This window comes from Ruegeria sp. HKCCD7181 (assembly GCF_057221055.1).
In genome coordinates this window covers 1-22,607 of record NZ_JBWVBC010000009.1, presented here as the reverse complement: position 1 = coordinate 22,607, position 22,607 = coordinate 1, and the positions used below count along the sequence as shown (strand labels likewise).

Here is a 22,607-nt window from a genome sequence, read left to right as displayed (position 1 = left end):
CATGCTGGAAACACTGATGTGCGCGCTTGTGACCGTGCTGCCCGATTTCCTTTTTCGGCGCTTTGTGCAGGGTAAGCGGATTGGCCATGAAATCACGCTGTTCACCATGTGGTACGAGTTGCGGTGGGGGTTAACGACCTGCGCCATTATGGCACTCACGGTGATCACGACGCTGTTCTATTTTCACCCGTCCAGCAGCGCTGCGGCGTCCTTTTTTCGTACCGTAACCATCTTGCCGCAGCTGGGCGGTCGCGTGTCCGAAGTATATGTTGTCAACAACCAGACCGTGACAGCGGGCCAGCCGATTTTTCGGATCGAGGATTTCACCCAGACAGCTCAGGTTGAAGCTGCGCATGCGCAGATCGCACAGGTTCAGGCGTCGTTGAAAGTAGCACAGACGGATCTTGCCAATGCAGATGCCGGCATTGCAGGCGCCCGCGCTGCGCTGGATCAGGCGAAAGAAGACCTGGAGCGAAACACGACCCTGCGCGACGAAGGCTCCAGCGCGGTTCGTCTGGCGGAAATCGATCGGCTTGAAAATCTGGTGGCCGAACGTGAAGCCCAGGTTGTCGCGGCCCAGTCCCAACGCGCAGCCGTCGTTCAGCAGATCGAAGAACTGATCCCCGCCCAACTCGCCAGCGCTAATGCGCAGCTCGATGCCGCCCTGACCGAGTTGGATAAGACTGTGATCAACGCAGGTGTGACGGGCCGTATCGAACAATTCGGGTTGCAGGTTGGTGATTACGTCAGCCCCTTGCTGCGACCAGCAGGCATTCTGGTGCCTTCGTCGTCCGGCCACGACCGGTTTCAGGCGGCGTTCAATCAATTGTCCGCACAGGTCATCAAGCCGGGCATGATTGGCGAACTGGGATGCATGACCAAGCCATTCACAGTTATCCCAGTTGTAGTGGTCCAAGTTCAGGACGTGATCCCGTCTGGGCAGATTCGTCCTTCCGACGAATTGCGCGACGTTCAGACAAACACAATTCCGGGCTCGATTCTGGTCTATCTTGAACCTTTGTACAAAGGCATGGCGGACCGGATTCCACCTGGCAGTAACTGTCTGGCCAATGTCTATACCGACAACCATGCCAAGCTCGAAGATGAAAACCTTGGGTTCTGGGAAAAAGCGTTTCTGCATGTTGTCGACACTATTGGCGTTGTACACGCCGCCGGATTGCGCCTGCGCCTGATCCTGATGCCGGTGAACACGCTGGTTCTCAGCGGGCACTAAGTGGCATTCACAGCACGCGCCTCGCGGTAATGTGTCTGGTCATGATCGATAAGTGCGGTTAACTGCCGCTCATGTTCGATGCGCAGATCCGACCGATAATTGACCCGGCCCTGAATGCTCAGGGCCGCTTACTGGCCCGGTTGGGGTTTACGGCAAATCAGGTGACGTTGATCGGGCTGGCGCTTGGTCTGCTTGCCGCAGGGTTGATCGTGGCGGGTGAAACCTATTGGGCGTTGGGTCCAATGCTGTTGTCACGTCTTGCTGACGGTTTGGACGGAGCGGTCGCGCGGGCACGGGGCGGAACGGATTTTGGCGGGTATTTGGATATTACCTGCGACTTCCTGTTTTACGGCGCAATCCCGCTGGGGTTCATTTTGGCTGATCCGGTCACGAATGGGGCGGCCGGGGGCTTTTTACTGCTGTCGTTCTATTTCAATGGGGCGAGTTTTCTTGGGTTTTCGCTGCTGGCGGATCGGCACGGCCTGAAGACCCATGCACGCGGAGAAAAGGCACTGTATTTCACGGGCGGTCTTTTGGAAGGCGCCGAAACGATCGCCTTTTTCACCCTGCTGTGTTTAGTGCCGAATGCCTTTTCGTTCATGTCGTGGATTTTCGGAGGTTTGTGTTTCTTGACCGCGATTTCCCGGATCATTCTGGCTTGGCGAATATTCGGACTTCACGATCAGAAATGATAAAGCCCGCCGGTAGTGGCGGGCTTTAACTGTGTCGTTAGATCGAGTTTATTGCGGAATTTCGCCTTCAAGTCCTTCGACGTAGAAGTTCATACCAGCCAGTGTGCCGTCATCGGCAGTTTCACCTTCGCCCAGCCAGTCGCTGCCGTCCTGCTTTTTCAGCGGGCCTGTGAAGGGGTGGTAGCTGCCATCGGCAATGGACGCCTTCAGGGCCAGTGCCTCTTCTTTGAGGTCTGCCGGAACAGCATCCGAAATTTCACCAATTTCCACCATTCCTTCTGCGATGCCGTCCCAAGTGTTCACAGTTTCCCAGGAGCCATCCATCACGGCTTTGGTGCGCGCGATGTAGTAAGGTGCCCAGTTGTCGATGATCGACGAAACACGCGGCATCGGAGCATATTCGCTCATATCCGAAGCTTGGCCAAAGGTGATCACGTTACCCGCCTCTTGTGCAGCCGCTTGCGGAGCGGTCGAGTCGGTGTGCTGCAGGATCACGTCTGCGCCCTGTTCGATCAGAACGGTGGCGGCATCAGCCTCTTTTGCCGGGTCAAACCAAGTGTAGGCCCAGACGATCTTGAACTCGACATCCGGGTTGACCTTCTTGGCGTGGATATAGGCCGAGTTGATGCCACGGATCACTTCGGGGATCGGGTAGGAACCGATATAACCGACAGTGTTCGATTTGGTCATCTTCCCCGCGATATGGCCCTGAACTGCGCGACCTTCATAAAACCGGGCGGAATAGACCGAAACGTTCGGCGCTGTTTTATAGCCGGTGGCGTGCTCGAACTTAACGTTCGGGAACTTCTTGGCAACGTTAATGGTCGGGTCCATGTAACCAAACGAGGTGGTGAAAATCAGATCAGCACCTTCCAACGCCATCTGGGTCATCACACGCTCTGCATCCGGTCCTTCGGGTACGGATTCAACGAACACGGTTTCGACCTTGTCACCGAATTCTTCCTCAACAGCCAGACGGCCTTTGTTATGTTCATAAGTCCAGCCGCCATCTCCGACCGGGCCGACAAACACGAAGCCGACCTTTGTTTTGTCTTGGGCCATGGCGCCCGTTGCCAGACCCAGCGCCATCGCGGCGCTTGTCAGAATTGAAGTGAATTTCATGTGGTTACTCCCCAAGTTGGTTCAATTGGCCCCGCCTAGTGCGAGGCATGGAAGATACGGCCCAGTGAGGCAGGTGCGCTGCTCTTGTCGGCCGAAAGGATCACAAGCACAAGGATTGTGATAATATAGGGTGACATTGCCAGATACTCGACGGGAATGGCAACGCCCGCTGCCTGCAGATTAAGCTGCAACACTGTGATTCCGCCAAACAAATACGCACCCAGCAATGCACGCCATGGTTTCCAGCTGGCGAATACAACCAGTGCAAGCGCGATCCAGCCGACACCGGCCGTCATGCCTTCGGTCCACTGCGGGACGCGGATCAGGCTGATATAGGCACCACCCAACCCGGCACAGGCACCACCGAACAGGATTGCCAGAATGCGGATCTTGATCACCTTGTAGCCCAATGCATGTGCCGCATCGTGGTTTTCACCCACCGCTCGCAGGATCAATCCTACGCGGGTGTATTTCAGGACAGCCCAGACCGCGGCGGTCAATGCGATGCCGACATAGAGGATCGGATCATGCTGGAACAGGATCGGGCCAAGGACCGGAATATCGCTGACCAGCGGGATATGGATTTCTCCCATGCTGGGCGGTTTGACACCTACATAGCTTTGTCCCAACAGGGCACTGAACCCAAGGCCGAACAGTGTCAGTGCCAGACCGCTGGCTACCTGATTTGCCAGCGCAACCTGTGTCAATAACACGAACAGCAAGGACAACACTGCGCCTCCGATGGCCGCAGCGATAAAACCGAGCCAGGGTGAGCCGGTCTCGACGGAGATGGCAAAGCCGCTGATTGCGCCGACGATCATCATGCCTTCGACGCCAAGGTTCAGGACGCCGGCCTTTTCGACGACCAGTTCCCCAATCGCGGCCAAAAGTAGTGGGGTTGCTGCGACCATAAGGGAGGCCAGCAAAAGGACGGGGTTGATTTCAGTAAGGTCCATGGATCAAGCCACCTCGCTACGGGCCGCACGGATGCGGTAGTTGGTCAAAAGATCGAAGGCGAGCAGGAAGAACAGAAGCATGCCCTGGAACACCTGAATGGCAGCGGCGGGCAGACCTAGTTGAGACTGCGCGATCTCGCCACCAATATAAGTCAGCGCCATCAGGCCACCGGCCAGAAGAATGCCCACAGGATGCAGACGGCCCAGAAAGGCGACAATGATCGCGGTAAAGCCGTAGCCGACGTTGAAGTCGATGCTGACCACGCCCGAGGGTCCGGACACTTCGAACATACCTGCCAGCCCGGCAAGAGCTCCGGACAAACCAAGGCAGAACAGGATTAGCCGCGCCGGATTCACGCCAGCGAACTTCGCCGCGCGCGGGGCTTCACCCGTCAGGCGGATGTGAAAGCCCAGCATATGGCGATTCAGCAGAACATAGGCAAAGATCACGGCAATCAGGGCTGTAACGACACCCCAATGCATACCCGATCCCACGATAAGCTCGGCATTGTGGGCGCTCTCATAGGATTGCAGGTTGCGTGATCCAGGAAAGCCAAAGCCTTCGGGGTTTTTCAGCAGGCCCAGGGAAACCGACGCCAGCATCTGCTCGGCGACATAAACCAGCATCAATGAGACAAGGATCTCGTTGGTGCCGAAACGCACTTTCAGAAAGGCAGGGATCATCGCCCAGAGCCACCCGCCAAATGCGCCAGCGATTACCATGATCGGGAAAACGTACCACGCATCAAGCGGGTAAAACGCAAGACCGGCCCCCGCACCAAAAATGGCACCCATGATGTACTGACCTTCGGCACCAATGTTCCAGATACCTGCACGAAAGCCCAGCGACAGGCCGATGGCGATCAAAACCAACGGCGCACCTTTCACCAGCAATTGCGGACGGTAATAGAACGCAAACTCTCCGAACAAAGGCTCCCAGAAAATAGTTCCGATGGCCTGAATGGGGTTTTTGCCCAGAATGGCGAATAACAGCCCGCCAAAAAACATTGTCGCCAGCACGGCCACCAAAGGGGTCGCATAGGACCACGCTTTGGACGGCTGTGGCCGTTTCTCCAATACAATCATATGCTCATCCCCCCGTATACATTATCTTTTTTGAGTCTTGTCACTGGCTTACACATGGGCCACCTCCATGCCATGTGCTCCGCCCATCATCAGGCCGATTTCGTCGACCGTCAGACCTGTTGTTGTGCGCGGCGCGCTCAGCCGGCCTTCGTTCAGGGCGGCGAAGCTGTCCGATATTTCCATCAGTTCATCCAGATCCTGGCTGATGCAAACAACTGCCGTGCCTTTGGCCGCCAGATCCAGAATTGCCTGACGGATCGAAGCAGCAGCGGCAGCGTCGACGCCCCAAGTCGGCTGGTTCACCACCAGCACGTCGGGGTTTTGTAGAACTTCACGGCCAATCACGAATTTCTGCAGGTTCCCTCCCGACAATGATCGTGCCGCGTTCTCGGGGCCCGGCGTGCGGACATCAAAGTCTTCAATGATCCTCTCGGCAAAGCTCTGCGTTTCGGCCCATTTCAGGAACCCGTTGTTCTCAAGGCCTTCGCGTACCGAACCGGTAAGCAATGCGTTCTCGGTCAAGCTCATATCCGGTGCAGCCGCGTGGCCCAGCCGTTCTTCGGGTGCCGTCAGTACACCCAGGCTGCGGCGCGCAGTCGGGCCTAGTTTGCCAATCTTCTGACCGTTGAACTTGATCGCGTCCGCAGCGGTCGGAATTTCACCGGACAAAACGCCCAGCAGCTCATCCTGTCCATTGCCAGCAACGCCGCCGATGCCCAGTACTTCGCCCTTGCGCACTGTCATATGGACGTTTTGCAGAGCGGTGCCGAATTCCGATGGTGACGGAACAGACAGGCCACTTACGTCCAGTGCAACCTCGCCGAACTCACGCCCCGAGCGTTCCGGTGTTTGCAGAGTCGAGCCCACCATCATTTCGGCCATATCACGCGCAGAGGTTTCGTTTGGAACACACTCGCCCACGTTCTTGCCCAAGCGCAGGATTGTGGCGTGATCACAAAGCGTGCGGATTTCTTCCAGCTTGTGCGAGATATAGAGGATCGAAGTGCCCTCGGATCGCAACTTGTTCAGCGTTTCAAAGAGGATATCCACCTCTTGTGGTGTCAGAACCGAGGTCGGCTCATCCATGATCAGCAGTTTGGGATCCTGTAGAAGACAGCGAATAATCTCGACCCGCTGGCGTTCTCCGGCAGACAGGTCGCCGACCGTGCGGTAAGGATCAAGGGGCAGGCCGTATGTCTCGGAAACTTCCCGAATTCGAGAGGCCAGATCACCCATGGCTGGTGGTTTCTCCATACCAAGTGCGATGTTCTCGGCCACGTTCAGCGCGTCGAACAGCGAGAAGTGTTGGAACACCATTGCGATCCCATCCGCCCGCGCAGCACGGGGTTCAGGTGGTGCAAAAGTCTGTCCGCGCAGCAGCATCGTGCCGCTGTCGGGTTTCACCAGCCCGTAGATCATTTTCACCAGCGTGGATTTTCCCGCGCCGTTCTCGCCCAGCAGGGCATGAACTTCGCCTTCACCGATGTCAAAGGACACCTGATCATTGGCCACGACGCCGGGATAGGCTTTGGTCAGCCCTTGCAAACTCAATAATGGAGTGGTCACGCGCTCAGGTCCTTCTTCAAGTCGTTCTGCCGGGCAGGGCGCAGGATTTGCGCTGCGACGCCGACGGCGATCATCTGCGGGTGTTTGCCCAGTGACGGATCGCCAATCGGGCAAGTGATCCGGGTTATCCGTTCGGGCGGGTGCCCGAGGGTGGCCAGCCGCGACCGGAATCGCGCCCATTTGGTAGCCGAGCCGATCAAGCCCGCAAAGCGGAAATCGTGCAAAAGCAGCCTGTTGCACAGTTCCAGATCCAGATTGTGTGAATATGTCAGCACAAGGTGTTCGGCATCGCGCGGCGCATAGCGCACCAGCTTGGCTGGTTTCGCCGCTGGCGCGACGGTGACACCGCTCGGTACCGTTTCGGGGAACCGTTCTGGTCCTGTATCGACCCAGGTGATCGCCAGATCGGGCAGCGGTGACAGAACATCGACCAGAGCACGGCCTACGTGACCGGCGCCCCAGATCCACAAGTTGCGCTCCGGTTTATGCACCGGCTCTACCATCCAGCCGTCGATCAGTTGCGTGTCCGGCTGAACGCCCTGGCCACGGGCCTGCGTCTGCAGGCGTTTGACCGAAAGGGGCATTTCGCCGCCTGAGGTCGGGCGAGCGATCAGTGTGTCGTCCAACTTGTTTACGGTGTCGCGATCATAGATTTCACTGAACAGTGTTACCGCACCTCCGCAGCATTGTCCCAAGTCGGGGCCAAGCGCATGTTGCGTCAGGCGGGACGACTTGGTCTGAGACCGCGCTGCCTCGGCGGCCTGAAACTCCAGCGTTCCGCCACCGATAGTGCCTGATTGCCCGTCCTCCCAAACAAGCATAGCTGCACCAACTTCGCGGGGTGACGAACCTTTGATCCCGGCAATGACCACCCGGACCACTTTTCCGTGGGTTTTGACCGCCTCCCTCAATGCTTCCCGATCAAATCCCATTAGGTACCTCCCTTAACTCTTTGGACGCCGTGCCAGACTTCTTCCGCCGTGGCCGGTGCGTCCAATGCGGGATAGCTGTCTCCGCAGGCCGCCACCGCGTTCGACAGCGCCAGCCAGGCGGATATGCCCAGCATGAACGGCGGCTCTCCTACCGCCTTGGAGCGATAGATCGTGTCCTCACGGTTCGCGCCATCCCACAAAGCCACGTTGAAAACGTCGGGCCGGTCGGAACAGGCCGGAATTTTGTAGGTCGACGGCGCATGCGTGCGCAGGTTGCCCTTGCCATCCCAGACCAGTTCCTCGGTTGTCAGCCAGCCTGCGCCTTGCACATACCCGCCCTCAACCTGACCGACATCCAGTGCCGGGTTCAGCGAGGCACCTGCGTCATGCAGGATATCTGTGCGCAGAATTCGGTTTTCTCCGGTCAGCGTATCAACAGCAACTTCGGTGATAGATGCACCATAAGCGAAGTAGAAGAACGGTCGGCCGCGACCTTTGATCCGGTCCCATTCGATCTTGGGAGTCTTGTAGAACCCGGTCGCCGACAAGCTCACACGGCCCTGATAAGTCAACGCGGCGGCTTCGGCGAAGGGATAGGTCTCTTCGCCGACCGTGACCTGACCATCCGCAAATGTGACCGTTGATGGATCAGCCTGATGCCGTTCTGCCAGATAATCCGCCATCCGGTCGCGGATCGTCTCACAGGCAGCCTTGACCGCCATACCATTCAGGTCACTGCCCGAAGACGCCGCCGTAGCAGACGTGTTGGGCACCTTGGCTGTGTCTGTCGCCGTGATCTTAACCATCTCTAACGGAATGCCAAAGCGAGACGCAGCAACTTGAGCGACTTTCTGGAACAGTCCCTGGCCCATTTCCGTGCCACCGTGGTTCAGGTGAACCGAGCCGTCCTGATACACGTGCACCAGCGCCCCCGCCTGGTTCAGATGGGTCAGCGTGAATGAAATGCCGAACTTGACCGGAGAGAAGGCGATGCCTTTCTTGATAACGGAATTCTTGGCGTTCCACTTCTCGATCGCTGCCTTACGGGAGGCATAATCGCTGGATTTCAGCAACGCCTCTGTCATCTCATGCAGTTCGAAATCAGTGACTTCCATGCCGTAGGGCGTTGTATTGCCGCCTTCTGGCACCGGCCGAACAGGTGGCGCAGTCTTTACCTGCTCCACTGCACCCAAACTTGTCAGATCCTCGTGCGGGTCGACATGGCCCAAGGGACGGGTCGCTAGGTGCGTGGGTTCCATGGTTGGCACATGTGCTGGGTCATAGTAGTTCCGGCGACGCAGTTCGACCGGATCCAAACCCATCACGTGCGCGGCGTGATCCATCACCCGCTCAATGGCGACCATGCCCTGAGGCCCGCCAAAGCCGCGATAGGCGGTGGCAGATTGGGTGTTGGTTTTCAGCCGGTGGCTTTCGATCCGGGCATTCGGTAGCAGATAGGCGTTATCCGAATGCAACATCGCGCGGTCAGCCACGGGCAGGGATAGGTCCTGCGCCCAGCCGCAGATCGCGTATTGCAGGAAGGAAACGCCCTGAATATGCCCGTACTCATCAAATCCGGCCTTGTACGAAATGCGAAACGCATGGCGCTTGCCGGTGATGATCATGTCATCGTCACGGTCATAGCGCATTTTGCAGGCCTTGCCGGTTGCACGAGCCGCGACGGCACAGGCAACGGCCAGAGCATTGCCCTGACTTTCCTTTCCGCCAAACCCGCCGCCCATGCGGCGCGTTTCAACCCGAACGGCGTGCATAGGAACACCCAATGCGTCCGCAACTTTGTGCTGAATCTCGGTCGGGTGTTGGGTCGAGGAGTGCACCAGCATATCCGCGCCTTCATTTGGCACGGCCAAAGCGGCCTGTCCTTCCAGATAGAAGTGCTCCTGCCCGCCAAGTTCGAAACCGCCCTCAATCACATGAGCAGACCCGCCAATGGCGGCGTCCGCATCCCCTTTGGCATAAATTCGGGGGCCTTCTTCGAACCGGCTGTCCGCTGCCAAGGCATCCTCGACTGTCAGGATCGGAGTTTCTTCGGCATAATCGATCTTGTCCAAACGTGTCGCTTTACGCGCCGCAAGATGGCTTGTTGCGACCACGAGGAAGACCGGCTGGCCGATGTAGTTGACCGTACCATCCGACAGCAAAGGCTCGTCATGGATGGACGGAGAGACGTCATTGGCAAAGGGCAGGTCCTCGGCGGTCATCACCATGACGACCCCTTCGGCGGCTTTTACAGCCGACAGATCCATCGCCGTGATCTTACCCTTGGCGATCGGGCTTTGGCCAAAAGCCAGATGCAGCGATCCTTTGGGCGTCGGGATGTCGTCCACATAACGTGCAGTACCAGAGACATGCAGCGGCGCGGCGTCGTGGGGGAGTGGTTTTGTCACGCTCATGCCGTCACCTCCAGCACGTTAGTTACCTCGCCCTGATCTTCGAGGAAGTATCGTTCGAGCATCGCCTTGGCCGTTTCCAGCCGATACGTGGCCGAGGCGCGCATGTCCGTCATCGGGGTAAAATCGTCAGCAAAAGCAGGGATCGCGGCCCGAATGGTTTCGTGCGTCCATGGCTTGCCGGCCAAAGCGGCCTCGACGTTCGAGGCTCGTTTCGGAATTCCAGCCATTCCGCCAAAAGCGATGCGTGCCTGCGTGACGATGCAGTTCGAAACGGTGATGTTGAAACACCCGCACACGGCCGAGATATCCTGATCGAAGCGCTTGCTGAGTTTATAGGTTTTCAGACGGTCGACCTGACGCGGGAAGCTGACGGCTTCGACAAATTCGCCCGGGGTGCGATCTTGCTTGCCGTAGTCGATGAAGAACTCTTCCAGCGGAACCGAACGACGCGCATCTCCCTTGCGGAGGTGCAGCGTTGCATCCAGAGCAATCAGCGCGGGCGGATTGTCTCCGATAGGTGAGCCATTGGCGATGTTTCCACCAACGGTGGCCGCGTGCCGGACCTGAACGCTGGCATAGCGGCGGATCATCTCGGCGTAGGAAGGATGCAGGTCGGCTAGCGCCGCGCCCATGCGGTTCATGTCGACCATGGCGCCGAAGCGGACTTCGTCATCTGTGATGTCAATTTCCTTCAGATCGTCACAGCGGTTCAGGAAAATGACCGGGTCCAGATTCCGCAGTTGCTTGGTGACCCACAAACCTACGTCGGTTGCTCCTGCTACCAGTGTGGCATCCGGGTGCTCGGCAAAAACGGCGGCCAATTCGTCTGAGGATTCCGGCAACATGGGTGAGGCCGCCCGCGTCGCTACAGGCTTGTCCCGAACCCAGACCGGAACAGGGTGTTTTTCAACAGCTTCCGCCGCGCGAATGATCGGTGCATAGCCCGTGCAGCGGCAAAGATTGCCAGCAAGCTGAGTGTCGTGATCTGTTGCGCCAGTGGCATGGCTTGCCACCATCGACATCACGAAACCGGGGGTGCAGAAACCGCATTGCGAACCATGCAGGTCGACCATGGCCTGTTGAACGGGATGCGCTTCACCATTCGGACCACAAGCACCTTCGACCGTACGCACCGCCTTGCCGTGCAATTGGGGCAGGAACAGGATGCAGGAATTCAGCGCTTTGTGGCCGCCTTCATCCGTCACCATCACGGTGCAGGCACCGCAATCGCCCTCGTTGCAGCCTTCTTTGGTGCCGGTCAGGCCGCGGTCCTCGCGCAGCCAGTCCAGCAGGGTCGCTGTCGGATCGACATCCGCCAGCTCCACTGTCTCTCCGTTCAGAAGAAACGTGATATTCATACGAGAAACCCGTCGCCTTACCCGGTTGTGCCCTTCGGTGCTCTCCTTCGATGCGACGTAGAAAGAGTAGCGGGCTGGTAGCTTGCCGTAAGATGTTAGAAACAGCGCAGGTTGTCTGGCAAGAAAAACTGCCCCTGCGATGCACCAATACCGCCAAACGGCGTGAATTATTCAACCAACTGTATTGCTCAGTGTTTTGAAACTAAAGTGTTTTCTGTTTGGCGAAGAACTTCCCACCCGAAGCACCTTCTGAAAAAACCGAATAATCGCCGTCGATTATTTTGACAGTTCGTGGCTCAGGTTCTGGCTTTTGCGTGGTCGCTGGCTGAGGTAGCCTGCCGGTCATGAGCAGTATTCCCCGATTCATTCACCTCCGCGTTCACACCGAATATTCACTGCTGGAAGGTGCCGTGCGCCTGAAAAAGCTGCCGGCTCTTTGCGAGCAGATGGAGATGCCGGCCGTCGCTGTGACCGACACAAACAGTATGTTTTCGGCGCTCGAGTTTTCGGTCACCGCCAGCGGGGCGGGCGTGCAGCCGATCATGGGGTGCCAGGTCGACTTGACTTACGTGCAGGCGCAACCGGGTGAGAAGCCAAAAGCACCCGCGCCGCTGTTGCTGCTGGCACAATCTGAGGTTGGGTATGAAAACCTGATGAAGCTCAGCTCTTGCCTCTATGTGGACAAGGGCGGACAACTGCCGCAAGTGACGCTGGAGGAGTTGGCGGACCGATCAGATGGCCTGATCTGCCTGTCCGGTGGGCCCGATGGCCCGGTGGGACGGCTTTTGCAGCAAGGTCAGCGTCCGGCGGCAGAGGTTTTAATAGATAGGCTGGCGACGATGTTCCCGGATCGCCTGTATATAGAATTGCAACGTCATCCGGGTGAGGGTGGCCAGCCCGAAGCCGAACGCCTGACTGAACGTGGTCATGTCGAGATGGCCTATGCCAAGAACCTGCCACTGGTTGCCACCAACGACGTCTATTTCCCGACCTCGGATATGTACGAGGCGCATGATGCGTTGATCTGTATCTCTGAAGGGGCCTATGTCGACCAGCAAGACGGTCGCCGTCGTCTGACCGCACAGCATTATTTCAAGTCGCAGCAAGAGATGGTGACTCTGTTTGCCGATCTGCCCGAGGCCATCGAGAACACCGTCGAGATTGCCAAACGCTGTGCGTTCATGGCCTATCGTCGCGACCCGATCCTGCCAAAATTCGCTGATGATGAGGTCGCCGAACTGCGCCGCATTGCGAATGAAGGACTGCAAAAGCGTCTGGCGGTGATCCCGCATGCTGTGACGCCCGAGGAGTATCAAGAGCGGCTGGATTTCGAGCTCGACATTATCGAAGGGATGGGTTTCCCGGGCTACTTCCTGATCGTTGCGGACTTTATCCAATGGTCCAAAGATCAGGATATTCCTGTGGGGCCGGGTCGGGGCTCGGGTGCGGGCTCGCTGGTTGCTTATGCGCTGACGATCACCGACCTTGATCCATTGCGCTACAGCCTTCTGTTCGAACGCTTCCTGAACCCCGAAAGGGTTTCGATGCCAGACTTCGATATCGACTTCTGCATGGACCGTCGGGAAGAAGTAATCCGCTATGTGCAGCAGAAATACGGCCGCGACAAAGTGGGGCAGATCATCACCTTTGGTGCGCTCTTGTCGAAGGCGGCCGTGCGTGACATCGGACGAGTTCTGCAAATGCCTTACGGGCAGGTGGACCGGCTGTCCAAGATGATCCCCGTCGAAGGCGTCAAACCCGTATCCATCGAAAAAGCGTTGAAAGACGAACCGCGCCTGCGCGAAGAAGCCCGCAACGAAGAGGTTGTGGATCGTCTGCTGACATACGGCCAGCAGGTCGAGGGTCTGCTGCGGAACGCTTCGACGCACGCGGCGGGGGTGGTGATTGGCGACCGACCGCTGGATGCGCTGGTACCGCTTTATCAGGACCCGCGCTCGGATATGCCTGCAACCCAGTTCAACATGAAGTGGGTGGAGCAAGCCGGGCTGGTGAAGTTCGACTTTCTGGGTCTGAAAACCCTGACCGTGATCCAAAACGCTATGGATCTGATCTTTAAGTCCGGGCGCCCGCTGCACGTCACCGCTGATGGCACGGAACTCTATGAACCAGCCGAGGGGGCCGAGAACCAGATCAACGCAATCCCTCTGGACGACGAGGCGACATATAAGCTCTACTCGGCGGCCAAGACGGTCGCAGTGTTCCAGGTGGAATCCTCGGGCATGATGGACGCGCTCAAGCGTATGAAACCCACGTGTATCGAGGACATCGTTGCTCTTGTGGCGTTGTACCGCCCCGGTCCAATGGAGAACATTCCAACCTATTGCGAGGTCAAGAACGGGCTGCGGAAAATCGAGTCCGTACATCCGCTGATTGACCATATCCTTGAAGAAACCCAGGGCATCATCGTTTATCAGGAACAGGTGATGCAGATCGCGCAGGTCATGGCAGGGTATAGCCTTGGCGGTGCCGACCTGCTGCGCCGTGCGATGGGTAAGAAGATCAAAGAGGCGATGGACGCCGAACGCCCGAAATTCGAAAAGGGCGCGGGCGAAAATGGAGTGGATGCCAAGAAGGCGTCTGAGGTCTTCGACCTGCTCGAAAAATTCGCGAACTATGGCTTCAACAAATCGCACGCGGCTGCTTATGCGGTGGTCAGCTATCAGACCGGCTGGCTGAAGGCGAACCACCCGGTTGAGTTCATGGCGGGCGTCATGAACTGCGATATCCACCTGACCGACAAGCTGGCGGTCTATTTCGAGGAAGTCCGTAAAGGCCTGGAACTTCCCTACGTGCCGCCCTGCGTGAACCGCTCGCTGGCGACGTTCGACGTGGTCGAGGGGCACTTGGTCTATGCGCTGGGCGCGCTCAAGAATGTAGGCGTCGAAGCGATGAACCTTGTGGTCGAAGGGCGCGCGGAAAAGCCATTTGTGAACCTGTTCGATTTTGCCCGCCGCGTCGACCTGAAGAAAGTGGGCAAGCGCCCTCTGGAAATGCTGGCGCGGGCCGGGGCTTTTGATCAGCTCGACAAGAACCGCCGTCGTGTATTCGAAAGCCTTGATCCGCTTGTGCAATACTCGGCGGCAATCCATGAACAGAAGAACTCGAACCAGGTGTCCTTGTTCGGTGAGGCTGGCGACGACCTGCCCGAGCCGCGCCTGTCGCAGTCGCCGGACTGGCTGCCGGCGGAGCGGTTGAGCGAAGAATTTAAGGCCATCGGCTTTTACTTGTCGGGTCACCCCCTGGACGACTACATGCCGGCGCTAAAGCGGCGTGACGTCATGACTCTGGATCAGGTCATCGAGCATGTCAGGCACAAAGGGATGATGCTTGCCAAAATGGCAGGGGTGGTTTCCGGGAGACAAGAGAGGAAATCGGCAAAGGGTAACCGCTTTGCCTTTGCCCAGCTTTCCGATCCGACCGGCGCTTACGAAGTCACGCTGTTCTCGGATACTTTGGAAAAGTCGCGTGAGTTTCTGGAGACCGGCGCGCAGGTTGTCCTGACCGCCGAGGCGACGATGGAGGCGGACCAGCTGAAACTGCTCGGCCGCTCCGTCGGTCCGGTTGACGCCGTAGTAGCCGAAGCCGGTGCAACCGGGCTCAAGATTTTTGTGGAAGAACCGCAGGTTTTGCCGACAGTGGCAAAAGTGCTTGAGGACGCGGCCAGCGCGGCCAAAAACGCTTCGAAGGGTCCGATTCAGCTGTGCCTGATGGACCCTGGCTTGCCCGGAGAAGTTGAAATGGAGTTAGGTCAGGATTTCCCGATCAACCCACAGATCAAGGGCGCAATTAAATCGTTGGACGGAGTCATGTCAGTCGAGGAGATCTAACGCCCACCGTTTTGTTGCCAGTACATTGGCGCCTCGTTAGGCTTACCCCAAAGGTAATTGCTCAGGTCATGCCATGGGAGGGCATCCACATGACGATTTCAGGAATTGGATTAAGAACAGTTGCATTTGCCGCAACAACGTCGCTGGCTTTGATCTCGGCCACAGCGGGGTTGGCGGATGACAAAGAGAAAAAAGCGGTAAAGGGCGCGTTGATCGGTGCGGGGGTCGGCGCTCTGGTTGGTGATGGCAAAGGGGCCGCTGCAGGGGCGGTCGTTGGCGCGCTCATCGGCGCGAATTCAAAGTAATCGGAGGGGTATGAGATGCGTATTTTCGCTATTCAGATAATGACCGCCGCTCTTATTTCTGTTCCGGTCCTGGTGCAGGCTGACGAGGCAGCTAAGCAGATGGTACAGGAAGCCCTGCCGATGATGTACCACACCTGTGCCTCCGTCATCGAAGAGGCCGATGGGAGCGACGAATACGTTCTGGACGTGGTCAGCAAGATGACGGCCCTTTCGCTCTATAACCGACAGATCAATATCGAGGACTACGCGTCGTCTGATGAGGATAAGGCCAAACTGCGTGAGACATTTTTGGCCGCTCTGACTGAGGGTTGCGCGGGGGACGAGAATGCGTTGCTGGGCGGTGTCGTTGATGATGCCGTAAAATCGACTTTGGGTTTGTAGGATCTCAATAGTGAGGCGGGCGTTCGTCTCCCAAGATAACGCCGCCGGATCCTTCCTGTGCGCGCTCAGCTTCGCGCTGTAACAGCATTTCAACCCGACGGGTCAGGCGGTCGATTTCGTCCTGTTGCCGAGTGACGACTGTGTTCAGCTCTTCGACCGTGCGGGTCAAATGGGCGATCTGTTCTTCCAGATGCTGCATGGGACGCTCCTGTCTCTGAGCCGGTCATAGCGGCCTGCTGTCTCCAAGGCCAGAGAAAGAACGCCTGCGGCAGAGGGTTGGCTTGCCCCGATCCGGGCCATGGGATAGACCGCGCGCGGAACAGGAAAATCCCAAGGACGCCCCAAATGGCCAAGCCCAAGAAACAGCCCCGCCCCAAGGCAGTCACGCCGAAAGGGTTTCGTGACTATTTCGGCTCGGAAGTCACGCAGCGCACCGAGATGCTGCGGACCATTGCTGGCGTCTATCATCGCTATGGTTTTGATGCGCTTGAAAGTAGTGCAGTCGAAACCGTCGAGGCGTTGGGCAAGTTCCTGCCCGACGTCGACCGCCCGAACGAAGGCGTGTTCGCATGGCAGGAATTCGATGAGAACGACAATGGCGACTGGATGGCCCTGCGCTACGATCTGACCGCGCCTTTGGCACGCGTCTATGCGCAGCACCGCAACGATCTGCCGACACCCTATCGCCGCTATGCGATGGGTCCGGTTTGGCGCAACGAAAAGCCCGGCCCGGGTCGGTATCGCCAATTTTATCAGTGTGATGCGGATACTGTGGGGACGGCCTCGATGGCGGCCGATGCCGAGATCTGCGCAATGCTATCGGACACGTTGGAGACCGTCGGTATTCCGCGCGGTGACTATCTGGTGCGCGTGAACAACCGCAAGGTTCTGAATGGCGTGCTCGAGGCGATGGGTCTGGGCGAAGACGCGGCGGCCCGCGATAACGTTCTGCGCACCATCGACAAGTTCGACAAGGTGGGGGAGCAGGGCGTGCGAGAGTTGCTGACCCAGGGTCGTCTGGATGCATCGGGGGCGTTCATTGACGGCGTTGGCCTCAGTGACGATCAAGCCGAGCCGGTGATTGCCTTTCTGACATCCAAGGCCGCTGACACTGCCGGGACGCTGGCTAATCTGCGGGCCGCCGTTGGCGACAGCATGATGGGTGCGGATGGTATCGCCGAGCTGGAACAGATCGGCGCCTTGCTGGATGCGGGCGGCTATGGTGCGGACAGGATCGAGATCGACCCTTCGGTCGTGCGCGGTTTGGGCTACTACACCGGGCCGGTTTATGAAGCTGAACTGACCTTTGAGATTTTCGACGAGAAAGGCCGTAAGCGCCAATTCGGGTCGGTCTCGGGCGGTGGGCGCTATGACGATCTGGTCAAGCGGTTCACGGGGCAGGAAGTTCCTGCCACGGGTATATCCATTGGAGTTGACCGCCTTCTGGCGGCGCTGCGCGAAAAGGGTCGGATCAGTGCCAGGGCCAAGGGCCCTGTGGTTGTCACCGTTATGGATCGGGATCGGATGGGCGATTATCAGACAATGGTGGCTGAATTGCGCAGTGCAGGTATCCGGGCTGAGGTCTATCTGGGAAACCCTAAGAATTTCGGCAACCAGTTGAAATATGCGGACAAGCGCAACTCTCCTATCGCTGTGATCGAGGGCGGTGATGAAAAGGCTAACGGCATCGTGCAGATCAAGGACCTGATCCTCGGCGCCAAGATCGCCGAAAGTGCCACGCTTGAGGAATGGAAAGAGCGCCCCAGCCAGTTCGAAGTACCGCGCGGTGATCTGGTCGCCAAAGTACGTGAAATTCTGGACAGTCAGGACTGACCCATGGCCAACCGTTCCCAGATACAGACGCGCGCCGCGATGATGCGTGTCCGGTTCGAGGCCGCCGGGGCGTTGGTCGTGGACCCACCGCTGCTACAACCGGCTGAAACTCTGCTGGACCTTTATGGCGAGGACATCCGAGCCCGCGCATATGTGACCTCTGACGCCTTGCGCGGTGAGCAGATGCTCCGACCGGATTTCACGCTGCCCGTAGTGCAAATGCATATGAGCGAAGGCGCAGAGCCTGCGCGTTACACCTACTCCGGCGAAGTCTTCCGACGGCAAGAGCACGACCCGGATCGTGCCAACGAGTATATTCAGGTGGGGTACGAGGTCTTTGACCGCGATGATCCCGCCGGGGCTGATGCCGAGGTGTTTTCTCTTTTCGCTCTGCAATTGCGCGGCTTGCCCCTGCGTGCCGCGACTGGCGATATCGGCATTCTGACAGCCGCTGTTGAGGGTTTGCGCACGACGGATCGGCGGAAGGCCGCATTGATGCGGCACCTGTGGCGCCCGCGCCGGTTCCGTGTGTTGCTGGATCGATTTGCCGGTCGAAAGCCCGCCCCGGAAGGACGTGACGCCTTGCTTGATGCAGCCGATCCGATGGCTTTTGAATTTCCTATTATCGGCAAACGCCGAGCGCCGGAGATTGCTGCGCGCATCGAAGCCTTGTGCGAAGACCGCGACACGCCTCCGGTTTCTGACAACGAGTTGGCTGGGCTGGAAACACTACTGAATGTGAGGGAAACCATGCCCTTCGCGCTGGAACAATTGCGCGATGTTGCGGTGGACCTTCCGCAGATCACTCCAGCACTGGATCGCCTTGAGGCGCGGATTGCGTCTCTGCAAGCACGCGGCGTTAACGTGGAACGGTTGGATTTTGAGGCCGCCTATGGGCGCACGTCGATGGAATATTACGACGGTTTCGTTTTTGGCTTTTATGCTGAGGGTCGGCCCGATTTGCCGCCCATTGCCACTGGCGGGCGTTATGACGCGCTGACGCGGCAATTGGGGAACGGAGCGGAGATTCCGGCCGTTGGAGGCGTCATTCGCCCGGATCTGATGCTCGAGATCGAGGAGGCGATGCAATGAGCCTGAAACTGGGCGTACCATCCAAGGGCCGGTTGATGGAGAAGACCTTCTCGTGGTTCGAAAAGCGCGGCATTTCTCTGTCACGCAGCGGATCGGATCGGGAATATGCCGGTAAGGTCGAAGGAATCGATGGGGTTTCCCTGATCCTGCTTTCCGCAGGAGAAATCCCGCGGGAACTGGCCGCTGGCCGTATCCATTTGGGCGTCACTGGCGTTGATCTGGTGCAAGAAAAGTTGCCGCGCTGGGAACAGCAGGTAGAAGAGATCTCACAACTGGGGTTCGGCAAAGCCGATCTGATCATCGCAACACCCGCCTGCTGGGTGGACGTGGACACGCTGGACGATCTGGACGCGGCGGCGGCTGCGTTCCGCAAAACGCATGGCCATCGGCTTAGGATTGCGACCAAATACCATAGGCTGGTGCGGGAATTCCTGACCGACGCAGGTGTGGCTGACTATACACTGGTTGATAGCCAGGGCGCGACTGAAGGCACCGTGATGAACGAGACCGCCGAGGCGATTGCGGATATCACATCAACTGGCGAAACCTTGCGGGCAAACCACCTGAAAATCCTGTCTGATGGGCTGATCCTGCAATCTCAGGCCACTCTTTGGCGCAGCCGCGTGGCGAAATATGACGCTGAAGGTAAATCAGTTTTGTCCGGGCTATTGGATCAATTGGGATAACTACAGCACGCCGATATCCGCCAGTGCCCGATTCAAGTCTTCGGGCAGGGCATCGTCTTGTTCGCGCCCTTTCGGCAGGTCGGCCGGGGTATCTTCGGGTTTAAGGTAACGCCAACCCTGAAAGGGGCGTTTCAGGGCGTTCTGAGTGCGATGCACTTCGGGATCCAGAACAATGGCGCAGCGACGGATACCGTCTTCTCCCCGGACCTCGTCCAGTCGCAGGATGCGCTGACGGCATTGCACGACGCCTTTGATTACCCAATAGATTGACCCACCGTTCAGAATCTCGGCCTCGCGCTTGGGCCACATGCGGGTGACATGGCGTGGTAAGCCGTCCTCGTACAGCGGTTTTCGGCTGTCCTGCCACGCGATCAGCGTATCGACGCTTTCAGAGCCGACGGATAGTTTTATGAGGTTTACGAGTTTATCCACAGTTTTCCCACAGAGTCGTCCCGAGGCCTTGCTTGATATTGTAGAGCAACAGGAAAAGGCATCAAGTTGTTGTGGCATTTGTCGGCACATTTAGTCTATCTTGGATTCCTCTTTGCTAAATAGGAATCACCAATGAGCCGCTTTGCCGCCCCCATCGCCGAGCAGATCTGGGACATGAAGTACCGTTTCAAACAAGCGGATGGTACGCCCATAGACAAGACTGTTGAGGACAGCTGGCGGCGTATTGCGCGCGATCTGGCGCGAGTTGAAAAGGACGCTGCGCATTGGGAAGAAAAGTTCTTCGAGGCGCTGGAGGACTTTAAATACCTTCCGGCCGGTCGCATCACCGCGGGTGCCGGCACTGCCCGGCAGGTGACCCTGTTCAATTGCTTCGTCATGGGGACGGTTCCCGACAGCATGGGCGGCATATTTGACATGCTGAAAGAGGCCGCGCTGACTATGCAGCAGGGTGGGGGGATCGGTTACGATTTCTCGACCATCCGCCCACGTGGCGCGGATGTGCATGGGGTGGCCGCGGATGCTTCTGGGCCGCTCAGCTTCATGGATGTCTGGGACGCGATGTGCCGCACGATCATGTCAGCGGGCTCGCGCCGCGGCGCTATGATGGCCACGATGCGGTGTGATCACCCAGATATCGAGCAGTTCATCACCGCCAAATCCGACCCTGCCCGCTTGCGCATGTTCAACATGTCGGTGCTGGTGACAGATGCCTTCATGGAAGCGGTCAAGGCAGATGGCTCATGGGAACTAGTGTTCGGCGACAAGGTCTATCACACCGTTCAGGCGCGTGATCTGTGGAACAAGATCATGCAGGCGACCTATGATTATGCGGAACCGGGCGTGATCTTTATCGACCGGATCAACAAGGCCAATAACCTGAGCTATGTCGAAACCATCGCGGCTACGAACCCTTGCGGTGAACAGCCGTTACCGCCTTATGGCGCCTGTCTGCTTGGTTCGATTAATCTGGCGCGGTTAGTGGCTGAACCGTTTGAGAACGGTGCTCATCTGGATGAAGCAGCGATGCAGGAGCTGGTCTCTACCGCTGTCCGGATGATGGACAACGTGGTTGATGCTTCGAAATTCCCATTGCCGGAACAGGCTGCCGAGGCGCAGGCCAAGCGCCGTATCGGTTTGGGTGTCACAGGTTTGGCAGATGCATTGCTGATGTTGGGCCTGCGCTATGGATCCGACGAGGCGGCGCGTCAGACCGAGCTTTGGCTGCAAGCAATCGCTCGCGCCGCATATCTGGCTTCGGTGGATTTGGCACGCGAGAAGGGGGCTTTCCCGTTGTTCGACGCCGAGAAGTACCTGGCCAGTGGCACAATGCAGCAAATGGATGAGGACGTGCGTGATGCAATCAGGGAAAACGGTATACGCAACGCGCTGCTGACGTCGATTGCACCGACCGGCACGATTTCGTTGTACGCCGGAAATGTCTCATCAGGGATCGAACCTGTCTTTGCTTATGCTTACACGCGCAAGGTTCTGCAAAAAGATGGATCGCGCACCGAAGAAGAGGTGGTGGACTACGCTGTTCAATTGTGGCGCGACAAGTTCGGTGATAAGGAGTTGCCTGACTTTTTCGTCAACGCACAGACCTTGTCCCCGTCCGATCACGTCAAGATGCAGGCAGCAGCGCAGAAATGGATCGACAGCTCGATTTCAAAGACGATCAACTGCCCTGAGGACATTAGTTTTGATGCGTTCAAGGATGTTTACATGCAGGCTTGGGATCAAGGCTGCAAAGGGTGCACAACCTATCGTCCAAACGATGTGACCGGTTCGGTTCTGACAGTTTCTGAAAGTTCGGAAAAGGTTCCGGGCGAAAGTGCCGACGCCCCGCATGAAGTCGAAGGTGGCGACGTTATCTATATGTCGGAACCGCTGGACCGCCCTCAGTCACTGGAGGGATCGACATACAAGCTGAAGTGGCCAGACAGCGAGCATGCGATTTATTTGACCATCAACGATATCGTCATCAGCGGGCGTCGGCGACCGTTTGAAGTTTTCATCAACTCCAAAAACATGGAGCACTATGCCTGGACGCTTGCGCTGACCAGAATGATCTCGGCCGTGTTCCGTCGTGGTGGGGATGTTTCCTTTGTCGTCGAGGAACTGAAGGCCGTGTTCGACCCGCGCGGCGGCGCCTGGGTCAAGGGCAAGTACATCCCGTCCATCCTGGCTGCGATCGGCGGAGTGATCGAGCAGCACATGATTGCGATCGGGTTTTTGGAGGGTGAAGGCATGGGGCTGAAATCCGACCCTCAGGCGCAGGTGGTAAACATGGATGCGCCACGCGGCAAAGCCTGTCCGTCCTGCGGGCAATTTGACATGGTCATGATCGAAGGTTGCATGACATGTCGAAGCTGTGGGCATTCCAAATGTGATGGTTGAAATTCTATGTAATTTTTTGTTGATGTGAAAATCAGGATCGGTTTGCAATTTATCGAGCTCAAGCTGAAACTTTGGCCATCAAAACTTTGCCACCGCTAAACGAGGCGGTGGCATTGTCGTTGAATTTGGAATGTATTGAAGGTCGTTGTCGTTGTCGTTGTCGTTGTGGGAGGGCATGGCGGATCGTAGGATCAGCGATGGAAACACCAAACTTGCCTGCCATTCGCGCGCTTCGTCCAGTTTGAAACAAGG

At 57.7% G+C, this 22,607-nt stretch carries 18 protein-coding genes; 9 read left to right on the top strand and 9 right to left on the bottom strand.

The window, feature by feature from the left end:
- Position 1: 1 nt before the first annotated feature.
- Together AC2TCY_RS16860 and AC2TCY_RS16855 are read left to right on the top strand one after the other, a co-directional pair.
- Complete coding sequence (locus AC2TCY_RS16860; protein WP_480849096.1) at positions 2-1,234, top strand: HlyD family secretion protein; 1,233 nt, start codon at positions 2-4, stop codon at positions 1,232-1,234.
- 71 nt (positions 1,235-1,305) lie between these two features.
- The gene (locus tag AC2TCY_RS16855; protein ID WP_480849095.1) at positions 1,306-1,926 is read left to right on the top strand and encodes a CDP-alcohol phosphatidyltransferase family protein; all 621 of its coding nucleotides are present in this window, start codon (positions 1,306-1,308) and stop codon (positions 1,924-1,926) included.
- A gap of 48 nt (positions 1,927-1,974) precedes the next feature.
- On the opposite strand, the gene AC2TCY_RS16850 is transcribed toward AC2TCY_RS16855, so the two are convergent.
- Genes AC2TCY_RS16850 through xdhA form a run of 7 tightly spaced genes read right to left on the bottom strand, consistent with a single transcriptional unit; the run spans position 1,975 to position 11,360 of the window.
- Positions 1,975-3,048, bottom strand: coding sequence for a BMP family ABC transporter substrate-binding protein (locus AC2TCY_RS16850; protein WP_480849093.1), 1,074 nt, complete (start codon positions 3,046-3,048; stop codon positions 1,975-1,977).
- 35 nt (positions 3,049-3,083) lie between these two features.
- Positions 3,084-4,004: an ABC transporter permease gene (locus AC2TCY_RS16845; RefSeq protein ID WP_480849091.1), complete on the bottom strand. Its 921-nt coding sequence runs from the start codon at positions 4,002-4,004 to the stop codon at positions 3,084-3,086.
- 3 nt (positions 4,005-4,007) lie between these two features.
- Positions 4,008-5,090, bottom strand: coding sequence for an ABC transporter permease (locus tag AC2TCY_RS16840; RefSeq protein ID WP_480849089.1), 1,083 nt, complete (start codon positions 5,088-5,090; stop codon positions 4,008-4,010).
- A gap of 48 nt (positions 5,091-5,138) precedes the next feature.
- Positions 5,139-6,656: an ABC transporter ATP-binding protein gene (locus AC2TCY_RS16835; RefSeq protein ID WP_480849088.1), complete on the bottom strand. Its 1,518-nt coding sequence runs from the start codon at positions 6,654-6,656 to the stop codon at positions 5,139-5,141.
- On the bottom strand, positions 6,653-7,588 hold the full coding sequence (xdhC, locus tag AC2TCY_RS16830; RefSeq protein ID WP_480849086.1) for a xanthine dehydrogenase accessory protein XdhC: 936 nt from the start codon (positions 7,586-7,588) through the stop codon (positions 6,653-6,655). Before xdhC ends, AC2TCY_RS16835 begins: the two co-directional genes overlap by 4 nt.
- Entirely contained in the window at positions 7,588-10,002 is a 2,415-nt protein-coding gene (gene xdhB, locus AC2TCY_RS16825) for a xanthine dehydrogenase molybdopterin binding subunit (RefSeq protein WP_480849084.1), read from the bottom strand. Before xdhB ends, xdhC begins: the two co-directional genes overlap by 1 nt.
- Entirely contained in the window at positions 9,999-11,360 is a 1,362-nt protein-coding gene (gene xdhA / locus AC2TCY_RS16820; protein WP_480849083.1) for a xanthine dehydrogenase small subunit, read from the bottom strand. The genes xdhB and xdhA overlap by 4 nt, the downstream gene beginning before the upstream one ends.
- Positions 11,361-11,704: 344 nt before the next feature.
- On the opposite strand from xdhA, the gene dnaE reads away from it, so the two are divergent.
- The 3 genes from dnaE (at position 11,705) to AC2TCY_RS16805 (ending at position 15,894) form a co-directional block, all read left to right on the top strand.
- Complete coding sequence (gene dnaE / locus AC2TCY_RS16815; RefSeq protein ID WP_480849081.1) at positions 11,705-15,208, top strand: DNA polymerase III subunit alpha; 3,504 nt, start codon at positions 11,705-11,707, stop codon at positions 15,206-15,208.
- 89 nt (positions 15,209-15,297) lie between these two features.
- Positions 15,298-15,513 carry a YMGG-like glycine zipper-containing protein gene (locus AC2TCY_RS16810; RefSeq protein WP_480849079.1) on the top strand — a complete coding sequence of 72 codons (216 nt, stop codon included), beginning with the start codon at positions 15,298-15,300 and terminating at the stop codon, positions 15,511-15,513.
- Positions 15,514-15,528: 15 nt separating this feature from the next.
- Positions 15,529-15,894, top strand: a complete 366-nt coding sequence (locus tag AC2TCY_RS16805; RefSeq protein ID WP_480849078.1) for a hypothetical protein — start codon at positions 15,529-15,531, stop codon at positions 15,892-15,894.
- A gap of 4 nt (positions 15,895-15,898) precedes the next feature.
- Here AC2TCY_RS16805 and AC2TCY_RS16800 read toward each other — a convergent pair whose 3' ends face one another.
- Positions 15,899-16,093 (bottom strand): SlyX family protein, encoded by a 195-nt coding sequence (locus AC2TCY_RS16800; protein WP_480849077.1) that lies wholly within the window; start codon positions 16,091-16,093, stop codon positions 15,899-15,901.
- 146 nt (positions 16,094-16,239) lie between these two features.
- Between AC2TCY_RS16800 and hisS the strand changes: the two genes are divergently transcribed.
- Genes hisS through hisG form a run of 3 tightly spaced genes read left to right on the top strand, consistent with a single transcriptional unit; the run spans position 16,240 to position 19,505 of the window.
- Positions 16,240-17,727, top strand: a complete 1,488-nt coding sequence (gene hisS / locus AC2TCY_RS16795) for a histidine--tRNA ligase (RefSeq protein ID WP_480849075.1) — start codon at positions 16,240-16,242, stop codon at positions 17,725-17,727.
- Positions 17,728-17,730: 3 nt separating this feature from the next.
- On the top strand, positions 17,731-18,819 hold the full coding sequence (locus tag AC2TCY_RS16790; protein WP_480849073.1) for an ATP phosphoribosyltransferase regulatory subunit: 1,089 nt from the start codon (positions 17,731-17,733) through the stop codon (positions 18,817-18,819).
- Complete coding sequence (gene hisG, locus AC2TCY_RS16785) at positions 18,816-19,505, top strand: ATP phosphoribosyltransferase (RefSeq protein ID WP_480849072.1); 690 nt, start codon at positions 18,816-18,818, stop codon at positions 19,503-19,505. Before AC2TCY_RS16790 ends, hisG begins: the two co-directional genes overlap by 4 nt.
- On the opposite strand, the gene AC2TCY_RS16780 is transcribed toward hisG, so the two are convergent.
- Entirely contained in the window at positions 19,506-19,937 is a 432-nt protein-coding gene (locus AC2TCY_RS16780) for a DUF1489 family protein (protein WP_480849070.1), read from the bottom strand. It abuts the gene before it with no gap.
- A 132-nt stretch (positions 19,938-20,069) separates the two neighbouring features.
- Here AC2TCY_RS16780 and AC2TCY_RS16775 point away from each other — a divergent pair, with 132 nt between their 5' ends.
- Positions 20,070-22,355: an adenosylcobalamin-dependent ribonucleoside-diphosphate reductase gene (locus tag AC2TCY_RS16775; protein WP_480849068.1), complete on the top strand. Its 2,286-nt coding sequence runs from the start codon at positions 20,070-20,072 to the stop codon at positions 22,353-22,355.
- Positions 22,356-22,607: the final 252 nt, after the last annotated feature.